General features: G+C 65.3%; 14 protein-coding genes. 8 read left to right on the forward strand and 6 right to left on the reverse strand.

The genetic code is table 11. From position 1 onward, the window contains the following. Positions 1 to 2: 2 nt before the first annotated feature. On the reverse strand, positions 3 to 524 hold the full coding sequence (locus tag ACO0E0_RS06015; RefSeq protein WP_422870496.1) for a very short patch repair endonuclease: 522 nt from the start codon (positions 522 to 524) through the stop codon (positions 3 to 5). A 97-nt stretch (positions 525 to 621) separates the two neighbouring features. Next, positions 622 to 2,718, reverse strand: a complete 2,097-nt coding sequence (locus ACO0E0_RS06020; protein WP_422870497.1) for a UvrD-helicase domain-containing protein — start codon at positions 2,716 to 2,718, stop codon at positions 622 to 624. Positions 2,719 to 3,115: 397 nt separating this feature from the next. Here ACO0E0_RS06020 and ACO0E0_RS06025 point away from each other — a divergent pair, with 397 nt between their 5' ends. Further along, positions 3,116 to 3,415, forward strand: coding sequence for a hypothetical protein (locus tag ACO0E0_RS06025; protein ID WP_422870498.1), 300 nt, complete (start codon positions 3,116 to 3,118; stop codon positions 3,413 to 3,415). Here ACO0E0_RS06025 and ACO0E0_RS06030 read toward each other — a convergent pair. The 3 genes from ACO0E0_RS06030 to ACO0E0_RS06040 form a co-directional block, all read right to left on the reverse strand. Next, on the reverse strand, positions 3,352 to 4,557 hold the full coding sequence (locus tag ACO0E0_RS06030; RefSeq protein WP_422870499.1) for a GTPase: 1,206 nt from the start codon (positions 4,555 to 4,557) through the stop codon (positions 3,352 to 3,354). The two genes, ACO0E0_RS06025 and ACO0E0_RS06030, sit on opposite strands and share 64 nt — an antisense overlap. A 63-nt stretch (positions 4,558 to 4,620) precedes the next feature. Next, a complete protein-coding gene (locus ACO0E0_RS06035) occupies positions 4,621 to 6,696 on the reverse strand; it encodes a GmrSD restriction endonuclease domain-containing protein (protein WP_422870500.1) in 2,076 nt (691 codons plus the stop codon). 243 nt (positions 6,697 to 6,939) lie between these two features. Further along, positions 6,940 to 8,166, reverse strand: a complete 1,227-nt coding sequence (locus ACO0E0_RS06040) for a DUF2130 domain-containing protein (RefSeq protein ID WP_422870501.1) — start codon at positions 8,164 to 8,166, stop codon at positions 6,940 to 6,942. Between the two features lie 193 nt (positions 8,167 to 8,359). Here ACO0E0_RS06040 and ACO0E0_RS06045 point away from each other — a divergent pair, with 193 nt between their 5' ends. From ACO0E0_RS06045 to ACO0E0_RS06070, 6 genes are all read left to right on the forward strand, one after another. After that, a complete protein-coding gene (locus ACO0E0_RS06045; RefSeq protein ID WP_422870502.1) occupies positions 8,360 to 10,336 on the forward strand; it encodes a hypothetical protein in 1,977 nt (658 codons plus the stop codon). Between the two features lie 9 nt (positions 10,337 to 10,345). After that, positions 10,346 to 11,956: a class I SAM-dependent DNA methyltransferase gene (locus ACO0E0_RS06050; protein WP_422870503.1), complete on the forward strand. Its 1,611-nt coding sequence runs from the start codon at positions 10,346 to 10,348 to the stop codon at positions 11,954 to 11,956. Next, entirely contained in the window at positions 11,953 to 13,137 is a 1,185-nt protein-coding gene (locus ACO0E0_RS06055) for a restriction endonuclease subunit S (RefSeq protein ID WP_422870504.1), read from the forward strand. The genes ACO0E0_RS06050 and ACO0E0_RS06055 overlap by 4 nt, the downstream gene beginning before the upstream one ends. Next, positions 13,121 to 16,303 (forward strand): type I restriction endonuclease subunit R, encoded by a 3,183-nt coding sequence (locus ACO0E0_RS06060; RefSeq protein ID WP_422870505.1) that lies wholly within the window; start codon positions 13,121 to 13,123, stop codon positions 16,301 to 16,303. Before ACO0E0_RS06055 ends, ACO0E0_RS06060 begins: the two co-directional genes overlap by 17 nt. 328 nt (positions 16,304 to 16,631) lie before the next feature. Beyond that, positions 16,632 to 20,129, forward strand: coding sequence for a TM0106 family RecB-like putative nuclease (locus tag ACO0E0_RS06065; protein WP_422870506.1), 3,498 nt, complete (start codon positions 16,632 to 16,634; stop codon positions 20,127 to 20,129). A gap of 113 nt (positions 20,130 to 20,242) precedes the next feature. Continuing rightward, positions 20,243 to 20,695, forward strand: a complete 453-nt coding sequence (locus tag ACO0E0_RS06070) for a hypothetical protein (protein WP_422870507.1) — start codon at positions 20,243 to 20,245, stop codon at positions 20,693 to 20,695. A gap of 70 nt (positions 20,696 to 20,765) precedes the next feature. Here ACO0E0_RS06070 and ACO0E0_RS06075 read toward each other — a convergent pair whose 3' ends face one another. Further along, complete coding sequence (locus ACO0E0_RS06075) at positions 20,766 to 21,566, reverse strand: hypothetical protein (RefSeq protein WP_422870508.1); 801 nt, start codon at positions 21,564 to 21,566, stop codon at positions 20,766 to 20,768. A gap of 218 nt (positions 21,567 to 21,784) precedes the next feature. On the opposite strand from ACO0E0_RS06075, the gene ACO0E0_RS06080 reads away from it, so the two are divergent. Further along, positions 21,785 to 22,828 carry a hypothetical protein gene (locus ACO0E0_RS06080; RefSeq protein WP_422870509.1) on the forward strand — a complete coding sequence of 348 codons (1,044 nt, stop codon included), beginning with the start codon at positions 21,785 to 21,787 and terminating at the stop codon, positions 22,826 to 22,828. Positions 22,829 to 22,850: the final 22 nt, after the last annotated feature.

Consider the following 22,850-nt stretch of genomic DNA (forward strand, 5'->3'; position numbering starts at 1 on the left):
CTTCAGCCGGATCGTGACCAGGCGGCTGCACCGGGATCGTCCTCCTCCGACGAGCGACCCGAGGGAGCAGACCACCAGGCGGCTTGGTCGCGCTCCCGGCTCCCCGCGATCCATCGCCACCGCTCGAGTTCGCGTTCGACCCTGTCGGCGGCAGCCTCGGGATGCTCGTGCTCCCAGATGCGGATGACCTTCCAGCCGTCCCGGCGGAGCTCGTCGTCGTGGCGCGCGTCACGCTGTCGGTTCGCGAGGAGCTTGGCCTGCCACAACGCGGCGTTCGCCTTCGGCAGGTGCGCGTGCTCCTCGCACCAGTGCCAGAAGCACCCGTCGACGAACACGGCGATCCGTGCTCGCGGGAACACGATGTCCGCGCGGGAGCGGTTCCGGCTGCTCACCCTCCGGTCGACGAAGAACCGCCGTCCTCGCGCGTGCAGTACACGGCGGAGTGCGAGCTCGGGCGCGGTGTCGCGCCGTCGGAAGCGCGCCATGTGCTCCCGGCGGGCCTCGTCGGCGTCCCAAAGCTGCATGCGGCGACGGTAGCCGGGCGGACGAGGACTCACCGGCGAGGACGGCGCGGCTGTGGAGAGTTCGGTCTGGAGCCGCGCGGGCCTGTGTCCTGCACGGCTACGTCGATCCGCCCTTCGCACCGCCCGTCACACCGACCCACAACCCGTCCCGCGCCCGGGTCATCCCGACGTAGAGCTCCCGACGGTCGAGCTCCCTGCGCTCCCGTTCGACCTCTGAGGGATCGCCTGGCACCGTGTCGAGCAGCTTGCACGGGACGTGTGCGAGCAACACCTGCTTGAACTCGAGGCCCCTCGCGCGCTTGATCGTGCCGACCTTCACCGCATCGACCGTCCTGCCCCTGTAGTTCTCGAGCGTGACGACAGGGACACCAGCCTTCGCCAGCGCTTCCGCGACCTTTGCTGCCTGCGGGTTCGTCGCGGTCAGGATCCCGACGTCGCCGTGGCCGACCCCGACCAACCGAAGGACCTCGGTCAGCCGGGCGAGCATGGCCACGTCGTGCTCCGACTTCCACCTGCTCCGGCAGATGACCGGTGCCGGCCCGGACCTCGTGATGTCGGCGACGGTGTCCCCGACGCCGTCGACCCCCTCGATGTCGACGAACTGGTCCTCGGCGACCATGCCCTTCGCGAAGTCGAGGATCTCGGCCGTGTTCCGGTGATTCACGTCGAGGACGACACCGCGTCCGGCGAGGCTGATGCCGACCTCGCCGAGCGTGTAGCCGCCCGGGTAGATCGTCTGCTGCCCGTCACCGATCAGGGTCAGCCCGTCCGGCCGGTCACCGACGATCGAGTGCAGAAGTGACACCATCGCACACGACAGGTCCTGAGCCTCGTCGACGATCACCGCGTGGAAGCCGTCGAGCGGCACCTCGGCCACGGCATCGCGTGCGAGCAGGACCATGTCCTCCCAGTCCGTCACGCGCCGCTCTCGAAGCCCGCGCGAGTACGCCTCGTACAGGTCCCACACTGCCTGCCGCGCCTCCACCGGGAGCGCGTACTTCCGCCCGACGCGCGCCAGGTCCGCGTACTGGTCGAACCGCGTCAGACCGCGCCCCTTGATGACGTGCTTGATCTCGTCTTCCCAGTACCGGCGCGTGAAGCGCTCGGAGCGCAGCGGACTGGAGGCCCGGATCGCGTTCCACGCGTCGTCGAACGCAAGCTGGGCCTCCCGTCCGGGAATGCGGAACGGGATCCCACGCTCGTTGAGCACCCGACACGCCAGCGCGTGGACGCTGGTGAACTCGACGCGGCCGGCCATGTCGGGTGCGAGGCGCTCGAAGAGCGACCCGAGCACCTTCGGGAGGGTGCTGATGTAGGTGGCGAAGAGGACGCGGCCGCCGGTCGCGCGGGCGAGGTAGGCGGCGCGGTGGAGGCCGACGACGGTCTTGCCGGTGCCGGCGGCGCCGCGGATGCGTGCCGGGCCGTTGAAGCTGCGGCGGACGAGCTTTGCCTGCGCCGGGTCGAGGAAGGCCATCCAGTCCTCGATTGGGGCGTCGAGGACACCCGCGGTGAGCTGCGCCTCGAGCTCGGGCGTGAACAGCGTCGTCTCCGTGTCGCGGGGGAGGATCGCCGCGGGCACCACGATCTGCGCCGGTGGGAGCGGGCCGTCGCCGATCACCGGGAAGTGCGTCATGACCGCTTTGACGACTTCCTCGACGCGCGCTACCGAGAGTCGTGCGCCCGGCTTCGTGATGTGCCCGATGAGGTCGTGCACCCCGACCACGTCGACGGAGGCCACTCGCGCGTGCATCTTCTTCTGCCCGGCGAGGGCGACGACGGCGTGCACCTCGCCCGGCGGGAGCCCGATGTCCGCAAGGGCTGACTCGGCGCTGTAGGCGAGGTCAGCGAGGCGGGCGACGTCGTCGGTCACGTCCTCTTGGCCGCGGGTGATGCGGTCGCCGTGGACCGCGACCTCGCGCCAGGCCTTCGTGTCGACGATGAACACACCGGCGCGGCCGACGACGACCATGTCGACCTGGGCGGTGCGGCTGCCGGGCCAGCGGCGGTCGGCGAGGAGGTGGTACCCGATGCCGGCGAGTGGGGCGAGGATCTTCGCGGTCTCGCCCTCGGTGCGGTGGGCAATCTCGAAGCGGCCGGCGCGGGCGTCCGCTTCATCGGCCTGGAGGCGGAGTTCGCGGGCCCGGCCTCGTTGGCGGCGGGCTTCCACTCGTGCTGAGTCGCCGGCGATCGTCATCGTGTGTGGTCCCCCTCGGCCGGGCGTCTCCTTCGGGCGTCTAGTCTTGAACCACCCTCGTGGTGACGCCGGGCCTGGTGCGAGCACCCGTTCTGGGGGATCAGGTCGTCGCTATTGATCGCGACCGCGATGCCCCTGCATAGGCTGAGCGCATGTCAGCAATGGAGCCACCGTTCGATCCCTCAGAGCTCACTGTCCGCCAGCTGCTCGCTTCATATGTTGGAGTGCTCGACGAACTCCGGCGCCGCGGGCTCGTTCGGACTCGCAATTTGCCGCTCGGGGACCTGGCGGAGTCATGTGCGCTGTGTGCTACGGGAGCGAGCTCGCGCCGAATTCGGAGAAAAGTTACGACCTGAGACGACCGAATGAGCACCGCGTTCGAGTGAAGGCGAGAGTTGTGGATCTGCTCGACAAGCGAACACAAGTATTCTCAGCGTTTCGATCATGGGAGTTCGATGAAGCGGTCTTCCTGCTCTTCGACGCCGCGACCTATGACTTGATCTGGGCGCGCGAATTGAGTCGCGACGAGACCATCGGCATCGGGCGCAGAGTGGAGCACACGAATTCCTCCTCGGTGGCGGTTCGTGACGTGTTGCGCGTTGGCGTGGACGTGACGGAGCTGATGCAGGACGCTTACGACCGCATCGACGAACCAGCGTCGGGGTCAACGGCGGGTTCAACCTTCGACGCACGCTGAGCGATCAGGTTGCGCAGGACGTTCACGAGCGTCGGGCTGTAGTCCTTCCATGTGTCGTCGATTCTCGAGATGTCGACCTTGCCCGTATGGACGCCCTCGCACAGCCGGACCCATCCTTCCCCGGCCGCAGCCGTGAGCGCTGCGGCAACGGATGCGCTGATCGCGGTGCCCGCGCCCGGGAGGAGCTTTATGAAGCTGCGCGCCAACGCGCGTCCGGCGAGCTGCGCGCTGAGCTGAGCCACAGTGGAAACCGACATCATCGTCTTGAAATCAAGATCGTAGATCGCGGCGATACGGCCCATCATCGTGAGCTGAATGGGTGCGAGCGTGAGCGCATCCGCTACTGGGATCGGGACCGCCGCCGCAGCCGCCGCCGCAGATGCAGACGCAGCGATGACAGGTCGGGCCATCTGGCGTTTCCACGGAAGATTGAGTCGCTGAGCGACACGAAATGCATCCTTGGTGTCATCGGGGGAGAGTGCGAGCGTCTCGACAAGCAGATCACCGAGCCCGTGGCCCGCACCCTTCCCGTGCTTCCCGACAACGGACGTGAGTACGACACTCCTCACGGGCAGATCAACCTCTCGCCCGTTCGCGTCGGTCGGCGCCTCAAGCCACGCCTGGAACTCCTGCACACCTTCCGGCGCCTTGAACTCGCCAGTAATCGTTCTGTCCCAGTCGACCTTCGTGAGTACGAGTACGACTGGGAGGCCAGTGGTGTCCAGCTCACGGATCATCTCGATGTCCGCGTGGGTGAGACGGTCCGCGGTTGAATTCACGCAGAACCACACTACGGAGATCTGCTCCTTGGTGGGCTTGCTGGCAACAATATCAAGGTGGTCGCGCAACAAGCCTGACGGCGACTTCGATGAGCCGATCTCGAATCCCTCGAAGTCCCATACCCCGAGCGCGTCATCGGAGTAGTAGTGGACGCCCTCGGTGACTGGGAGTCCTTTGCCGACTTTCGCAATATCGCGGCCGAATATCGCATTGACGAGGGAAGATTTCCCTACACCGGTACCGCCGACGACGGCGAGGTTGAAGCGTCCGTACCGATCCTTTGCCTTCGCATTTGCTTTCAGGAAGGGTTGACTACCGACCGCTCGCTCGTTTTCGGTATCGTCTGAGGACTTTGGGGGCATGAATGTGTGTCCTGTCCTATCGAGCCAGCGGGGTCGTGACCGGAGTTTCGGTGTATTGCGAATCTAGTGGTGGGTGACGGACTCTAGTGTTCTACGCCCCTCGTGCAGACGCCAAAGATCGTCAAGCCTGCGGCCGTCGGGAAGAGTCCACTTACGCCAACCATCCACCGTCGGAACTCGGGCTGCCTCACGGGCCGCCCGGGAGGGAGTGTCGAACGTTCGACCGTCAGGCAGCTCGAAGGAGCCGTCTGCTTGAACAACGGCGCTGTACTGGTCGCCGACTCTCGGTCGTTCCCACACGAGGGTCGCACCAGCTTCAATCAGCCCTGCATCGATGAGATCACGAACGGTCGTCCTCGGCCGCCCTGGCCCTGTACGGACGGTCGGGGCAGAGAGAGCGAATTCGTCCAGGTCGACAAGTGACGTGCCGTCTTCAGTGCGCTCGATGTCCCACGCAGCCGCGAGCTTGAGAAGCAACTCTCTCTGGCGTTCCTCCAACCGCTCGGGCGTCCAAACCGACTCATTCAAGACCCCGACCGTGATCGCAAAGGTCGTGACACCGCTTGCTGATTTTAAATACCGCTGCTTCTTGGTCTCAAACTCGTAGTTCTGCGCCTCAGAGTTCTTCTTGCGGTCGAGGAGCACCAGGTTGGCAAGCCGATGCGTCCAATGGTCGCGGAGCTCGTCGTCGAACAGCTCACTCCAGATCGAGCTCTCGGCCGGCGACTGCGGAAGAACATGCTCGACCGTGATGATCTTCGGGTTGAACTGCATGCTCGTGCTACTGAGCAGGTCGTTCAGGCGCAGCAACACATAGCGACGGACTGGCGCGGACTTGTAGATCGGTCCACGCAGTTGCGCAAGAGTCTCGCGCCGCTCGTCGTCCGAAAGTTCGTACTCCGGGGAGTCGATTCCGAGCCCAGCGGTGAGGCTCCGGAGGAGGTTGGCGTACCGGGTCGCGCGCGGGGTTGCGTACTCCCGGCGGATGAGCATCGAGGCAGCCAAGCGTTCGAGCAGTGAGAGGTGCTCGATGAGCTGGATGGGGTCCTCCGAGTGCCGCTTCAACAGCCACAGAGCGACAGGGCGCCAGTCGCCAGTGTCCAGTTGATTGAGGGTACGAAGCCAGATATTGACGGCTTCGGCGTCGTGCGGCCAGGAGTAGTTCTCGTTGTCGATGATCGCGTAGGCATCTGCATAGGGCAGCAGAACGTCGTCGATGAACGTCGACCCGTCCCCGGGTAGGAACCGCCGAAGGACCTGCTCCGGAAACGCCTGAAGTAGCTCCCTGGTGGGCCGCGTCATCGAAAAGATCGTTCGGATGTGTGCGAAGAGGTCTTGGAACGATGCGCGACCGAGGTCGATCTCCGCCTCTTCCCACTTGTTGGCGAAGGCGCTTCTCGAATCGGGCGGCAGACTACCTATGACGTCTGATTTGAAGATATCAGCGGCTGACAGGTCAAGACCGCGCGAGTTCATCACACTGAAGATCCGGTGCGCACTCGCGATGTCTGGGGTCGTCACGACGACGAGGTAGGTGCGGGAGCTGATGAGCTTCGAGAGCGCCACACGACGTTCATCCTCCCAATCACGGAGGACCTCGTGGAAGAGACGCGCGTTATCACGAATGTTCTTCTGTGCGTCCGTGGCGAGTGCTCCATCCGGAACGGACATCAGTCCTGCGAGATCGGAGGCCTGCTGGATCCTGGTTTGAAAGAACTCGGCATCGCGGTCGCGGATGCGAAGGCGGGGCTTCGGCTCGAGGTCGAGCAAGCTGTTTCCCGGTTCGATCACAAGGGCGCTCAGCGCAGATCGGAAGTCCCCTGTTGACAGTGCGCGGAGCACTGACAGCAAGATTGTCAATGTCGTGAGACGCTGCTGCCCGTCGATCACCTCGGCGAACGGCGAATCATCGCTCTTGATGAGCACGAGCGACCCGAGGAAGTACGGCTCGGTTGCGGTCCCACGGGCAAGCGCATCGCTGAGATCATCCATTAGCTGGCGCGCCTGCGCGCCTCCCCAGGAGTACGGCCGCTGGTACTCCGGGATCTGAAACTGGTAGTCGGAGCTGAAGATCTTCGAGACAGACATCTCGTGTGCGCTGAGCTGGGCCAAGCTGTTCCCCTCGAACGTGGTGGGCACGGGCGCGGGCGCTCGGCCCGCGGTAAGAGTGATCGTAGTCAAGGTGAGTAGCCGTCAGGGAGCTCGCCGTGTCCGTCTGGCGTCTTCGCGCTTCGATGGTGCGGGTCGATAGCTCGGTCAGGATGTTCAGCGCGGTGACGCTTCGCTTCATCCGGTCCTTCGTAGCTCTCGCGCACCCCGTCGTCTCAGAGCGCCGTCGGTGAAGTGTCCCCCAACGTCTGTGCGCCGCTTTCGCGGGCTCTGCTATGCGGCGTCTGGCCGCTCGGAAGCATCGAGTTCGGCAAACTTGGCCGACATGGTCGGATTTCCCTTGGTGAGCTTCTTGACGGTGAGTGCTGTGGCCTTGTCGTTCGCGAGGCGGAGGTGGTTCTCCGATCCGAGGAGCTCGCCCTTCACTTTCTGGAGCCGGGCGATAGCGTTGTCGATCTCCTTGATCGCCGTGTCGAACTTGCCTTTGGCGAGCTGGTAGTTGCGGCCGAACGCCGACTTGAAGCCGTCGAGTTCGGATTCGAAGTCGGTGATGTCGATGTTCTGCTTCTTGACCTGCTCGAGTTCCGCCTTGACTACGATCGTGTCCAGGGCGGCGTTGCGCAGCAGTGCGATGATCGCGAGGAAGAACTGCGGACGCACCACGAACATCTTCGGGTAGAGGTGCGACACGTCGGTGATCCCCGTGTAGAGATCGGAGTCCTCTTCGAGCATCGAGACGAGCACCGCGTACTCGCAGCCCTTGTCGCTGCGGTCCTTATCGAGCTTGGCGAGGAAGTCGCTGTTCTTCTTCTTGGTCGCGGTGGCGTCGGACTCGTTCTTCATCTCGAACATGATCGAGACGTACTCCACATGGTCGTCGCTGTAGTCGCGGAAGACGTAGTCTCCCTTCGTGCCAGCACTCGCGTCGTTGTCCTTGACGAAATGTGCGTTGGGAAAGGCGAGGGAGCGCATGCGGTTGAACTCGACCTCGCAGTGCTGCTCGAGGGTCTCGCCGAGCAGCTTGACCGACAGCTTGGCCTTCATGTCCTTGTAGCGGTCGATGAGCTCGTCCTTTATGGCGAGCTCCTTGGCGTGCGACTGCGCGAGCGCGACATCCTTGACCTTCTGTTCAGCCGCTCGAACTTCGAGCTTGCTCGTCGCCTCGTGGAGGTTCTTCTCTGCAGCCGACACCGCCTTCGCGACAGCCAGCTCCTGGTCGGTCGCCGCCGACTTGAGCTCGGATGTCAACTGCTGGATCTCGGCGTCCTTGGTGGCGCTTACCTTCAGCGTCTGCTGTGATGCGTTCGCAACAGCCAGTGCGATCTCGGCGTCTTTGGCGTGCTCGGCCGCAGCGAGCCGTGCGTGGAGCTCGGTCTCGAACTCGGTGGTGCGCACCTGCTGAACGATGTCGGCGTACTTCGCCTCGTCAATCGTGAACAGGGTGTCGCAGTGCGGGCACTTGATCTCGTTCGACGCGACGGTCGGTGTGGTTTTAGTCATGGGTACCTCCAGGTAGGGGCGAGGTGTCTTCCGCGGACGGGCAGCCCCAGTAGCGCTCCGTCAGACGGCAGCGACGTGATGTCGCCGCGACCGATCATGAAGTAGGTGAAGCCGGCGTGAGAAAAAATGGCCGATAAGCCCTCTTATCAATTATTTATCTAGCGCGCTCGAAGATTCGTGTACGTTGAGTCCCATGTCCACAACACCGTCGCTCTTCGTTGACTTGGCGGGCGTCGCCCGGCTGGCCGGTGTGAAGCGACCAGTGGCGTCGATGTGGCGATCGAGGTTCGCCTCGACGTCCGACCCATTCCCGCGGGCGGTCGATGAGAAGGGCGGCCGGACTCGGTTCGACGCACGAGAGGTCGCCGATTGGCTCGTGCGCACAGGCCATGGCAACAACCCCGAAGCACGCGCGGATGTAGCTGCTTCGGCGATCCCGCCGGACTTCTCGTTCGCAGACGCAAGCTCCGTCGCCGAGTTGGAAGCCCTGATCGCGCTCTGCGCACAGGTCGATGACCTGGACGGTGTCACGCCATCCGGAATCGAGGAGGCCGGCGCCGAGCTGGACCCTCACGACGTCACGCTCCAGTCCGAGATCGCCGCGCATGCGCTCCGAGGTGGGCCGTGGGTGGGGTACGCAGCCCACCTGATCGACGCGGCGTACTCGCCGTCGGCCGCGTTGGCGCTAGTGAGCCAGCGGCATGCCGTCTCGCACAGGACTGCAGGGTCCGCGGGACAGCTCGTCGACGATGCGATCGGCTTGGTCGTCGGTGCCACGCTCGCACTCGTTCGCGAAGGCGATGCCGTAAATCTCGATGCGCGCGATGCCGCGCTCTCCTCGACAGTCGCGGGAAAACTTGGCGACGATGTGAGCATCGTGTTGCCCGCCGGAGCCGGCAGCCGGCGTGTTCGACGCCAGCTGCTCGTCGACGGTCACTGGCTCGCTGATCGAGAGGAACTCGCGCCCCGCCTCGTCGCAGTAGCGCGGGTTCCGTCTGAGCCAGGCGACGACGTCGCAGAGATCTTGCGATCGGTCGATGAGATCTCGTTGTCTCTGCGTGACTCGGATGCGGCAGTGGTGATCGGCCCGGCCAAGGCACTCGTCGATTCGTTGGCGCCCGTTGACGAGCGGGCGCGCGCTGACATCCTTCGTACTGGCCGAGTTCGGGGGATTGCACGTTTGTCGACCGGTCTGGTCGACAGCGCGGTCCGCGAGTCGCTCGCACTCTGGGTGTTCGGGCAGCCGGCAGGTGACGTCCCGCTGGCGGAGCGAGTGACCGCCGTTGCCGATCTCACTGCCGTTCCGCTAACTCCGGCTACCCGCGCGGACCTCGTGTCTGATTTGATTGCGGGCATGGGCAGCGGTCGCGACCTGCGCGCCCATCACTTCCGGTTCGCGACGTTCGTGAGGACGACATCGCTACAGGCTCGAAGCGGGTCACTCGTGGTATCGGCAACACGGAAGCCGGTGCCCGCGACCACGGACTCGGCCGAGCTTCCAGCGCTTCTCGACCTCGCCGCCGACGCAATTCGTGACGACATCACCCCCTTCGAGGTTGCTCCCGACTCCCACGTCGTCCCGCGAGCCACATCATTGCCCGAGCTGATCGAGGCCCGCCACTTGAGGAGGATCCAGGGCGTCCGCCTCGACCCTGACCTGCTCAGCTCTGAGGGACTCATCGTCGTGACGCCATCCGATCTCGACGACCCTGCGTCGATCGGTCGCACCCGCATCGATCAGCTCGTATTCGCCGTCCAGAAGCCCAACGCACAACTCACTCGCCCCGGTGACGTTGTCTTCCGAACCAGCCCGTCAGCGGCTGCATGGGTTGATGTCGATGGCTCGAAGGTCGTTGCGTACCCCGCTCGCGTGCTGCGCATCACCGCGAACGACCCCGGTGGACTAGTCCCTGAAGTCATCGCTGCTGACATCACGGGCGCGACCGATGGTCCGGGGGCATGGAGGGGATGGATGCTGCGTCGCGTCGCCCCTCAGACAATCGCCCCGCTCCGCCGGGCACTCGCCGACATCGCGACGACCCGCGAAGAACTTGTGACGCGGGCTTCGCGCCTCGCCGACTACGCCGCCCTGATCGTCGCCGGTGCGACGTCAGGAGCAGTCACCATGCTTGATACAAACCACGCCGCGGATGCGGCCCCCACCCGGTAAGGAACACGTATGCCCCGCACACTCAAAGCCGCTCCCCAGGCGCCGTCGACCATGAAGGAGCTGAAGGACACGCTCTGGAGGGCCGCCGACAAGCTGCGTGGGTCGATGGATGCCTCGCAGTACAAAGACGTCATTCTCGGACTCGTGTTCCTCAAGTACGTGTCGGACGCTTTCGACGAGCGCCGCGCAGGCATCCGCGCCGAACTCACCGCCGACGGCTACGACGACGACCAGATCGCCGACCTCATCGATGACACCGACGAGTACACCGGCCGCGGCGTGTTCTGGGTGCCCGCGAACGCGCGGTGGGGGTTCCTCGCCGAGCATGCGAAGGGTCAGGGGCCGTCGGTGGATTCCGCAGAGAAGTCGATCGGCGCGCTCGTCGACGAGGCGATGGATGCGGTCATGCAGGCGAATCCGCAGCTCTCGGGCACACTGCCGCGCATCTTCAACCGCGACAGTGTCGACCAACGTCGCCTGGGGGAACTCCTCGATCTGTTGAACTCAGCTCGATTCACGACCCAGGGCCAAGGCGGTGCGGACGGACGCCGCGCCCGAGATCTGCTCGGTGAGGTGTACGAGTACTTCCTCGAGAAGTTCGCTGCCGCAGAAGGCAAGCGGGGCGGCGAGTTCTACACGCCAGCCGGCGTCGTGAGGGTGCTCGTCGAAATGCTGCAGCCCACCCGCGGGCGGGTGTACGACCCGGCGTGTGGGTCGGGCGGCATGTTCGTCCAGGCCGAGAAGTTCATCGACGCCCACCACGGTGAAGGGGCGGACATCTCAGTGTACGGACAGGAGCTCAACGAACGTACGTGGCGTATGGCGAAGATGAACCTCGCGATCCACGGCCTCACGGGCAACCTCGGACCCCGTTGGGGCGACACCTTCGCCCGCGACCTGCATCCCGACCTGCAGGCCGACTACGTCATGGCCAACCCGCCCTTCAATATCAAGGACTGGGCCCGCAGCGAAGACGACCCCCGCTGGCGGTTCGGTGTGCCCCCCGCAGGCAATGCGAACTACGCGTGGATCCAGCACGTCCTGTCCAAGCTCGCCCCGGGCGGTCAGGCCGGCGTCGTCATGGCCAACGGCTCCATGTCGTCGAACTCGGGCGGCGAAGGTCGGATCCGCGCGGAGATCGTGGAAGCCGACCTAGTTTCCTGCATGGTCGCCTTGCCGACCCAATTGTTTCGCTCGACTCCAATTCCAGTGTGTGTCTGGTTCTTCGCGAAAGACAAGGGGGCACGCGCTGGCGAGGTGCTGTTCGTCGACGCCCGGAACTTAGGACACATGATTGACCGCGCCGAGCGCGCGCTGTCAGAAGGTGACATCGCCAGGATCGCAGGCACCTTTCACGCGTGGAGACGAGCCGAGTCCGATGCTGCGCGCGACGAGTATGCGGACGTTCCGGGATTCTGTTACTCGGCCTCGCTCGCCGAGATCAAGGCTGCGGACTACGCCCTGACGCCGGGGCGTTACGTCGGAGCGACTCAGGCCGAGGACGATGGTGAGCCGATCGAGGAGAAGCTTGCTCGCTTGCGGGTGGAGCTTGAGGCGCAGTTCGCGGACTCGGCACGACTGGTAAATATCGTGCGCGACCAGCTGGCGAGGGTCTCGTGAGCTATTCGATCGGAACTATTGGCGACTTGGCGACAATTGAGATGGGTCAGTCACCGAAAGGCAACACCGTACGCCGCGTACCGATAGGGCTTCCGCTCCTCAACGGTCCAACCGAGTTCGGACAGCAGCATCCGACTCCAGCGCAATGGACGGAAGCTGGCGTCCGGTTTGCGCATGCTGGCGACATACTGTTTTGTGTTCGTGGGTCGACCACTGGCCGGATGAATCGCGCGGATCAGAACTATGCGATTGGCCGTGGGATCGCGGCACTACGTGCGCGCGATGGCGTGAATAGCCGGATAGTGAAGTACGCATTGGAAGCGTCGCTATCTGAACTTCTGGCCGGCGTGTCTGGGTCCGTCTTTCCAAACCTGTCGCGGTATCAAATCCTTGGTCACCGGGTCCCGGTTCCTCCTCGGGCCGAGCGGCAGGCGATCGCCGAGGTGCTGGGCGCGCTTGACGACAAGATCGCCGCCAACGCCGCCCTCGCCGCCACCGCTGACAAGCTCGTTCGGGCTGAATACGCGGCGCTCAAATCTCACGTTGTTCACGTTGGCGAGGTGGCTGCATCACCGCGCTCAGGCGTGGATCCGTCGAGCGTTGATCTGGACGATCTTTCTGTCGGCCTAGAACACATGGGGCGCCGCCACATGTGGCTGGCGGATGGTGGTCGAGCCGAAGACGTCAGCAGCACGAAATCGCGGTTCGAACCCGGCGACATCCTTTTCGGCAAGTTGCGTCCCTACTTCCATAAGGTCGTCGTCGCGCCACGAAGCGGAATCTGCTCGACCGACATCCTCGTCGTGCGCTCCCGATACGAAGGTCTCTCGAGCGTTCTGCTCGCAGCTCTATCGAGCGATGCTGTGATCGAAGAAGTGGTCGCGGCGAGCGAGGGCACCCGAATGCCGCGTACAAGTTGGAAGGATCTTGCGGCCGTCGAGATTCGATGGCCTACCGCCGATGCGGCGCCACAGCTTGCGTCGAGGCTCGACAGCATCCGCGGAGCGGCACTCGCCGCGGTGGCGGAGAACCGCACCCTCGCCGCAACTCGCGACGCACTGCTGCCGCAGCTCATGTCGGGCAAGCTCCGCGTCCGCGATGCCGAGGCGGCGGCATCCGAAGCCGGCGCGTTACAAGGCTATGACGAACTCGAAAAGGACACGCATGACATCGCTGAGTGAGGCTGACTGGGAACAGGACGCGCTCGAGACGCTCGCCGAGCCACTCGGTTGGCGCCCAGCCCGAGGCGAGGACATCGCGCCCGGGAGCGGGGAGCGGGACACCTGGGACGATCTGCTCATTCGTCCGCGTCTGCTCGATGCCCTCCGCCGCCTGAACCCCGGCATTCCCGGCGAGTATCTGCAGCAGGCGGTGGCCGAGGTTGCGGCGCCGAAGTCGCAGGATGCGATCACCGAGAACAACCGCATCCACGACTACCTCGTCAACGGATATCCGTTGAGCTACATCGACTCTGACGGCGTCGAACAGAACCCACGCCTGCGCTTGCTTGGAGCGGACCCGTCCGAGAACGACTGGCTCGCTGTCAACCAGGTCACGCTGCGGCAGCGCGACGTGCATCGACGGTTCGACATCGTGCTGTTCGTCAACGGGATGCCGCTGGTCGTCGTCGAGCTGAAGCGTGCGGGTTCGGCATTCACCGGTGTCGCTCCCGCGCACGCGCAACTGGAGACGTACCTGCGCGAGCTTCCGATGGCGTTTCGATTCTGTGTGCTCACACTCGCGACCGATGGGCTTGAGGCGAAGTACGGCACGCCGTTCACGCCGCTCAACCACTTCGCACCGTGGAACGTCGACGACGATGGCGCACCGTTGAAGCAGCCACGCATCGAGGAAGGCGTCTCGGTCGAGCCGATCGACGATGCTCTCAACGGCCTGTTCAACCAAGAGCGGTTTTTGCAGCTCGTCCGGAACTTCACCGCGTTCGACGAGAACTCCGACGGGCTCACCAAACGCATTGCGAAGCCGCACCAGTACTTCGCGGTGACGAAAGCAGTCGGGTCGACGGTCCAGGCGGTCGAGACGAACGGCAAGGCGGGAGTGGTGTGGCACACGCAGGGGTCGGGCAAGTCAATGGAGATGGAGTTGTACGCGAACCTCGTGTCGCGGCATCCGAAGCTCAAGAACCCGACCGTGATCGTCGTCACCGACCGCACCGAACTCGACGGGCAGCTGTTCCAGACGTTCGACCAGAGCCTCCTGCTGGCGGAGAAGCCGGTGCAGGTCCGCGAGCGAGTGCAACTTCGCGACGAGCTGCGCAACCGGATCACCGGTGGCATCTACTTCACGACGCTGCAGAAGTTCGGACTGAACGAGGCCGAAAAGCAGTCGGGTAGGCAGCATCCACTACTCACCGACCGACGCAACGTGATCGTCGTCGTCGACGAAGCGCACCGCAGTCACTATGACGACCTCGACGGGTACGCCCGACACCTGCGAGATGCGCTGCCGAACGCGACCCTCATCGCTTTCACCGGGACTCCGATCTCGTTTGCGGAACGCGACACCCGTGCGGTCTTCGGCGAGTACATCGACATCTACGACCTCTCCCGCGCAGTGGACGACGGAGCCACCGTCCCGGTGTACTTCGAACCGCGGCTCATCAAGGTGTCGTTCGCAAAGGAAGCCAACGAAGAAGACATCGACGCCGCGGCGGACGAGTACACGCTCGGCCTCGACGACACCGAGCGGGCTCGGCTCGAAGCATCCGTCGCCGTCGTCAACGCCGTGTACGGCGCACCCGAGCGCATCGAGACCCTGGCCGCGGACCTCGTGACGCACTGGGAGGAGCGGCGCGAACGGATGAAGCCGTTCCTCGAGTCGCCGGGCAAGGCGCTGATCGTGGGCGGCACGCGCGAGATCTGCGCACGGCTCTACTCGGCGATCGTCGACCTGCGCCCCGACTGGCACTCGGATGCACTCGACCGGGGCTGCATCAAGGTCGTCTATTCGGGGTCTGCGTCGGACACGCCGCCGGTGAGCAACCACGTGCGGCGCGACTCCGAGAACAAGGCAATCAAGGCACGGCTGAAGGACGCCTCGGACGAACTCGAACTCGTGATCGTCAAGGACATGATGCTCACCGGGTTCGATGCCCCGCCGCTGCACACCCTCTACCTCGACCGGCCCCTCAAGGGTGCGCTGCTCATGCAGACGCTCGCTCGTGTGAACCGCACATTCAAGGGCAAGCAGGACGGACTGCTGGTCGCGTACGCGCCGCTGGCCGACAACCTCGCCAAGGCACTGTCGGAGTACACCGTCTCGGACCAGGAGAACAAGCCAATCGGTCGGGAGGTCGACGAGGCCGTCGGGATCGCGTCGGAGCTGGTGGCACAGATTCGCGAGATGCTGACGGGCTGCGACTGGCGGTCAATCGCGGCCGAGGGCGGATCGCGTGCATGGCGCACTGCCGCGACCACCGCGACCAACAACCTGCGAGATGCCGCCAACCCGTTGAACTCCCTGGAGCTAGGCGCCGAGCGCTTGTCAGTGCGGTATCGGACAGCGACAGGTCGCCTGGCCCGCGCGTGGGCGCTCGCCTCGGGGCGTACCGGCCTCGCTGAACTGCACGATGAGATCGCCTTCTACGAAGAAGTGCGCGTGTGGATGGCGAAGTTCGACGCCGCTGAGCGACAGTCCCGCGACGAACCGATCCCCGAAGAGATCTCCCGGCTACTCGGCTCCCTCGTCGCTGACTCGATCGCGCCGGGAGATGTCCTCGACATCTACGACGCCGCCGGTCTCCCGCGCCTCGCGCTCGATGACCTGGGCCCTGAGTTCCTTGCGAAGGCGCAGGCCGCACCGAACGCGCACCTCGCGATCGAGGCGCTGCGCAAGTCCTTGACCGACGCCGGTTCCGCCGCGACCGGCGGCAACGTGGTGCGGCAGCGGGCGTTCTCGGATCGGATCGCGGAGATCATGAACCGCTACACGAACCAGCAGCTCACATCGGCTGAAGTGATCGCTGCGCTGGTCGAACTGGCAAAGGAGGTCGCGGCGGAGGCATCACGCGGCTCGCATTTCTCTCCGCCCCTCTCGGCCGACGAACTCGCGTTCTACGACGCCGTCGCCACCAATGAGTCAGCGGTTGAAGTGCAGGGCGATGACGTGCTCGCGCAGATCGCGAGAGAGCTTGTCGCTGTCATGCGTCGAGACGTGCGCACCGACTGGACCGTACGCGATGACGTACGTGCCAAGCTGCGGTCATCGATCAAGCGGCTGCTGGTGAAGTACAAGTACCCGCCGGACAAGCAGCCCGACGCGATCAAGCTGGTCATGGACCAGATGGAGTCGATGGCTCCCCGCTACGCGGCCGAGCGCGAGCGCTGAGGAGGTTGAGACAGCTGCAGGTTGGGTTGACTCGTTGATGTGCCCCGGGGTTTGGTAACCCGCCGCCTTCTGAAGGCTCGGCCTCTTCCAAGGTACCGGGCGAAGCGGGAGACGGTCGCCGCGCTGACGGCCGCGCGGGCTGCCAGTTCGGCGGCGCTGCCGTTCGTGATGGCGCGTAAGGCGTCGAGCATCGTGCCGGCGATCGCGCGCATGCTCGTCAGCATTGTGACGGACTGGGGGCGGACGAGGGCGAAAGCGGATTGCGTTCGTGTCACCGCCTGGCGCTACCGTCATCGTGGGGTCCGAGAGCGGCCGGAGGGGGAGCGCCATGTACATCGACACCGGCGGGCACGTCGTCACGAGTCCGTCCGACCTGAGCACCTGGGCCACCTGCGAGTGGGCCTTCCTCCGCCGCCTCGACGTCAAACTCGGCCGCGCCGAGCCGATCGTCGATCAACCCGACGACATGCTCGACCGCACGGCCCGGCTCGGCGACGAACACGAACTCCGCTTCCTCGCCGAGCTCAAGCGCACCCGCGACGTCATCGAGTTCGACCGCCCGACGCCCGACCAGTACGAGCAGGCAGCCCAGGCCGCCGTCGCCGCCATGCACCAGGGCCGCGAGGTCCTCTATCAAGCGACCTTCCACGACGACGACTTCATCGGCTTCTCGGACTTCCTCATCCGCAACGACCAGGGCGAGTACGAGGTCTACGACACCAAGCTCGCCCGCCACGCCAAGATCTCCGCGCTCCTCCAGGTCGCCGCCTACGCCGACAAGATCGCCGACCGCGGCATCCCCGTCGGCAAGCAGGTCCATCTCATCCTCGGCGACGGCACCACGACCACGCACGACCTCGCCGACATCACCCCCGTCTACCGCACCCAGCAGGCGCAACTCCGAAGCGTCATCAATGAACGACAAGCCGAGACGACACCGCTCGCGTGGGGCAATCCCCGCTACACGAGCTGCGGCCGCTGCTCGATCTGCCAGACGCAGGTCGAGGAACACCGCGACCTCGTCCTCGTCGCAGGCATGCGTCTCGACCAACGAGCGCGCCTCATCGCGGCAGGCATCTCGACCATCGACGCACTCGCAGCGACGGACAACACCAGGAAAGCGAGAGCGGTCCCAGGCATCAGCGCGGCGTCACTCGACAAGCTCGTCCGTCAGGCGCGCCTCCAGACCGAATCGGAACGCGACCATCTCCGCGACGCGAACGGAACGCCGAAACGGCCCCGTGTCGAAGTCCTCGACCCGAACGCGCTCCGGGCAATTCCCGAAGCGGACCCGGGCGACGTGTTCTTCGACTTCGAGGGCGACCCGCTCTACACCGAGAACGGGCACGACTGGGGGATCGACTACCTGTTCGGCCTCGTCGACACGGATGCCCGGTTCACCGCGTTCTGGGCGCACACGATCCGCGAGGAGAAGCAGGCCCTCGAGGACTTCCTCGCCTTCATCAAGGAGCGCCGCGCAGCGCACCCCGGAATGCACATCTACCACTACGCCGCGTACGAGCGGACGCATCTCCTGTCGCTCGCCGCACGGCATGGCATCGGTGAGGAGGACGTTGACGACCTCCTCCGCGACAACGTCCTCGTCGACCTGTACCCGATCGTGCGGAAAGCCCTGCTGGTCGGCAGCAAGAGCTACTCGATCAAGAAACTCGAACCGCTCTACATGGGCGAGGACCTGCGCGAAGCCGACGTCACGAATGCCGCGGACAGCATCATCGCCTACGTCCGGGCGGTCGACGAGCTGCGGAACGGTGACCGGGAAGCGGGTCAGCGCATGCTCGATGACGTCGCCGACTACAACGAGTACGACTGCCGCTCGACCCTGCGCCTCCGCGACTGGCTGCTGACGTTCGCGCCGGCGCCCGAGGCTCGGGAGACCGACGAACTCGACATCGAGGTTCCCGAGATCGTCCGCGAGCCGGACCCCGTCGCCGTCGAGCTCGAAGCCCGGATCGCCGGCATCGACGCACTCGACCGCACGCCCGACCAGACCGCGATCGCCCTGGCCGCCGCCGCGATCGACTACCACCGCCGCGAGGGCAAGAAGTTCTGGCAGGAGCACTTCGACCGGCTCCGCAACCCCATCGACGAGTGGGCTGACACCCGCGATGTGTTCGTGGTCGAACAGGCGCACGTCGAACGCGACTGGGCCAAACTGCCCGGCAAGCGCACGTTCTCCAGGGAGCTACGGTTGCTGGGCGCGCTCGCGCCCGGCAGTCGGCTTCGGCCTGGAGGCACGCCCCACCTCATCTACGACGAGCCACTTCCGATGTCCATCACCGCGTTCGGGCCGGGGATGCGTGGGGCGTCGAGCAAGTCGACCGTCCTCGAGGTCGGGAGCAACGGCGACAGCGTCGAGGTGCTGCTCGTCGAGACGGTCGGGCAGGGGCAGGACGGGCACGATGATTTGCCGGTCGCGCTGACGCCGCAGTCGCCGCCGCGGGCGAAGCCGCAGCCGGAGGCGATCTCGGAGTGGGGGCGCGGCATCCTGTCGGCGGGCTCCGTGTTGCCTGCGGACCCTGCGCTCGATCTGCTCCGTCGGGTGCCGCCGCGCGGCCCGGTCTTGCCGGTCGCCGACGGGGACACGGTGTCTGCGGTGGTCGAGACCTTGCGCGGGCTCGACATGTCGTACCTCGCGATCCAGGGGCCTCCCGGGACGGGCAAGACGTACGTCGGGTCGAACGTCGTCGCGCGGCTCGTGAACGAGTTCGGGTGGAAGGTCGGTGTCGTCGGGCAGTCGCATGCCGTCGTCGAGAACTTCCTCGCCGCGGTCGTCGAGAAGGGTGTCGCGGCGGACCGGGTCGCGAAGATCCCGCAGTCGAGTGCTTCGTCGAATGCCGTCGCGGCTGCGCCGTGGACGCCGCTCCGGAACAACGACGCGCTGGCCGCGTTCCTCGCCGGGCCGGGTGCCACCGGGGGAGTCGTGGGCGGGACGGCGTGGACGTTCGCGAACGCGTCCGCGGTGGACCGTCGATCGCTCGACCTCTTGGTGATCGACGAGGCGGGGCAGTTCTCGCTCGCACCGACGATCGCGTCGTCGGTCGCTGCGAGGCGGTTGCTGCTGCTCGGGGATCCGCAGCAGTTGCCGCAGGTGAGCCAGGGGTCGCACCCGGAGCCGGTGGACCAGTCCGCGCTCGGGTGGCTCGCCGACGGGCACGATGTGCTGCCGCCGGCGCTCGGGTACTTCCTGGCGCAGACGTACCGGATGCATCCGGCGCTGACGGCTCCCGTGTCGGCGTTGTCGTACGACGGGGCGTTGGAGTCCCGGGCGCCTTCTCGTTCTCTCGACGGGCTGTCGCCGGGGTTGCACCCCATGCCGGTGTCGCACGTCGGCAACGCGACGTCGTCGCCGGAGGAGGCCGCGGTCGTCGTGTCCACCGTGGCGTCGGTCATCGGGCTGCCGTGGACGGCCGACGGAGTGACGCGGCTGCTCACGGACGAGGACGTCATCGTCGTCGCACCGTACAACGCGCAGGGGGCGCTGATCCGAGAGGCGCTCGATGCTGCCGGCTACCGCGGGACGCAGGTCGGGACGGTGGACCTGTTCCAGGGGCGGGAGGCCGTCGTGTCGATCGTGTCGCTAGCTGCCTCGTCTGCGGCGGACATCCCGCGGGGGCTCGACTTCCTGCTGATGCCGAACCGGTTGAACGTGGCGATCTCCCGGGCGAAGTGGGCCGCGTTCGTGGTGCATTCGCCCGGGCTGACGACGTCCCTCCCGACGTCGATCGCGGGCCTGTCCCTGCTGTCGAGGTTCATCGGTCTCGTCGACGGCCGGTCGCGACTCGGGCACGCCGCCACGGCGTAGGTGTTCCCTCGGGCCCGGCAATGTCCCCAAGCGCGTCGTGCTGAGGATCGTTCAGGACCTGTCACGATGGGGGCACCATGTACAAATTGATCGCGCCCATCACATTCGCTGTAATGCTCACTCTGACGGGATGCAGTGCTGCCAGTCCCGCCGCACCGGCGACCGATTTAAAGACCTCCGCCAGCAGCGGCACCCAGAAGAGCGCTGCCGCCAAACCCACTGAGGAAGCCGCGCCAGCACCAGACTTGATCGGCGAGTGGAAGCAGACCAACTCCAACAGTTCTGACGCCTACCAGAAGGCCACGATCACGGGAGACACGATCACGGTCGATTGGATGACGGACGGTGGGTCTACGACCTCGATCTACTGGATCGGCACGTTCACACCGCCCACAGACGCCGAGACGCCGTTCACCTGGACGTCGACCCGCGACACAGCTGCGACGGACTCGGCGCTCCTCGCTTCGTCCGACCCGACGAAGGACTTCACGTTCAACGACGACGTCATCAGCTACACGGTCTCGATCCAGGGCACGACGGGCACCGTGGAGTTGAAGCGCAGCTGAGCCGGTTCGTCATCTCACGACAGTGCCCCGCGAGAACATACTCGCGGGGCATCGTGGCCGGGCGTTGCGGCTACTTGAAGTAGCCCGAAACACCGAACGTGTAGCTGTCGCACTTCGTGTCGTTGAGTGTGGCGGAGAACGTCACCTGGCCGTCGGGGGCAACGTCACCGTCCTGCGATGCAAAGTGGGTGAGGCGACCGGTGAGGTCGTTGCCGGTGAAGCAGTACACATCGACGCTGTATGGCCCGGTGAGAGGCTTGCCTGTCTGGTTGACGGCAGATCCGATGATCGCGGTTCCGTTGTTGTTCGATTCGGAGACCTTGAGCGGTGCGGTGTTGTAAGAGGAAGAGTTCGCGGGCGAGGTGGTCGCCGAGAAGTCGTAGGTGACCCCAGTGTCCGGCACGGAAGCCGCGTCGTCGAAGTAGAGCATCGCGAAGCCAACCTCGCCGGGCAGGACCTGCGCGGGCGTCGCATCTTGGCTGCTGCCGCTGGCGACCAACGCGCCGTTTGCACGAGCCGAGCCGGTGAAGTCCACATGCGCGATGGCCTTCCCGGTGTTGTTGCGATAGGCGAAGGACAGCTCCGCGCCGCCGATCATGTCCTTTTCCAGCGGACCCTGCGCCACAACCGACACCTTTCCTGGTTCCCCGTCGCCGAAGGTCGGCTGAGCGTTGCCAGCGAGCAGTCCACCGACGTTGAAGGGCTGCGGTCCAGCCGCGGCGGCCTTCGATGGTTCCGCGCTGGCGCTGGCGCTGGTGGTGCTGGACGAGTCGCCGCCGGACGATCGCGAGGACGTTCCGCTGCAACCAGCGAGCAGGAGGACTGTCGCTCCGACGGCGACGAATGGCAGGAAGGTCTTCTGAGCAAGCATGGTCGTCGCGTGGTCTCTTTGGGTTGTGTTGCGAGGTGCTGTGTGTTTGCAAATCTAGCTTCACAGCGCCCGATTTCGAGCGAATGTCACCTAATCTGGGGGTCTGGCGAAGGTGCGACATCGCCCGCGCTTTGCCGGCGTGCGCCTGAATGCAGGCGCACGTGCGAGGGTAATCATCGAACCGTCCGCTGGAGGAGACCGCCTTGCCCCTGTATCGCATGGATGCCGACCAGCTTGTCCCGCAAGCACCAGCCACCTTCCGTGACCTCCACCTCTACGAGCGCGGGGACCTCCAGCGCCTGCTCCGCCATCAGCCCGAGGCTCTCGGCGAGGATCTGATCATCGTCAGCGAAGAATTCGGCAACTGGGAGGATTCCCGGCGTCGGATTGACCTCCTTGCCCTCGACCAAGACGGCAAGCTCGTCGTCATCGAGCTCAAGCGGACCGATGACGGCGGTCACATGGAGCTCCAGGCTCTGCGATATGCAGCCATGGTCTCGTCGATGACGTTCGACGAGGTCGTAGAGGCGCACACGGCTCACCATTCGCGGTTCGACGCATCCATCACGGCTACTCGATCTCGTGAATTGATCGCGGAGTTCCTGGAGTCCAGCGACGGAGAGATCGCACTCTCGACCGACGTACGAATCATCTTGGTGTCTGCGGACTTCGGGCGCGAGATCACGACGGCCGTGCTGTGGCTCAACCGCTTCGAAGGCCTCGACTTGCGCTGCATCCGCCTCAAGCCCTACGAGATCGACGGTCGGGTGATCCTGGACATCGAGCAGGTGCTCCCACTGCCTGAAGCGGCCGATTACCAGATCAAGATCGGCCGGAAAGAAGCCGCTCGAGCAAGGACGACCGGCGGAGACACCCGGGACTTCACGAAGTACGTCATCATCGCGGATGGAACCGAAAGTCCGGTGCTCAACAAGCGCAACGCAGTGCTCAGGATGGTTCAGGAACTCGTCGATCATGGCGTCCGGATCAGAGACGTCCGCAACGTGGTCCCGGATCGAGTGTTCCGGACAGTCGCTGGAGAACATGCGCCCGGTGAGGCCACCATCGACGCGCTGCTCGATCGAGAGCCCCAGCTCGACTTCGCCCGGTACTTCACGAACGCGCCATTCCACGAGGCAGATGAGACGCACGTCATGTTCCGGATGTGGGGCCGAAACACCGAGCCCACTCTCGAGTCGCTCAGTCAGGCCTTCAGCGAAGCCGGCGTCACGTTTCGAGCAGTCAGGCCCGATGCGCGGTGAGCGTGGACGAGCGCTGGCGGGA

It is taken from the genome of Curtobacterium phyllosphaerae (assembly GCF_049341865.1).
Classification (GTDB): Bacteria; Actinomycetota; Actinomycetes; order Actinomycetales; family Microbacteriaceae; genus Curtobacterium; species Curtobacterium phyllosphaerae.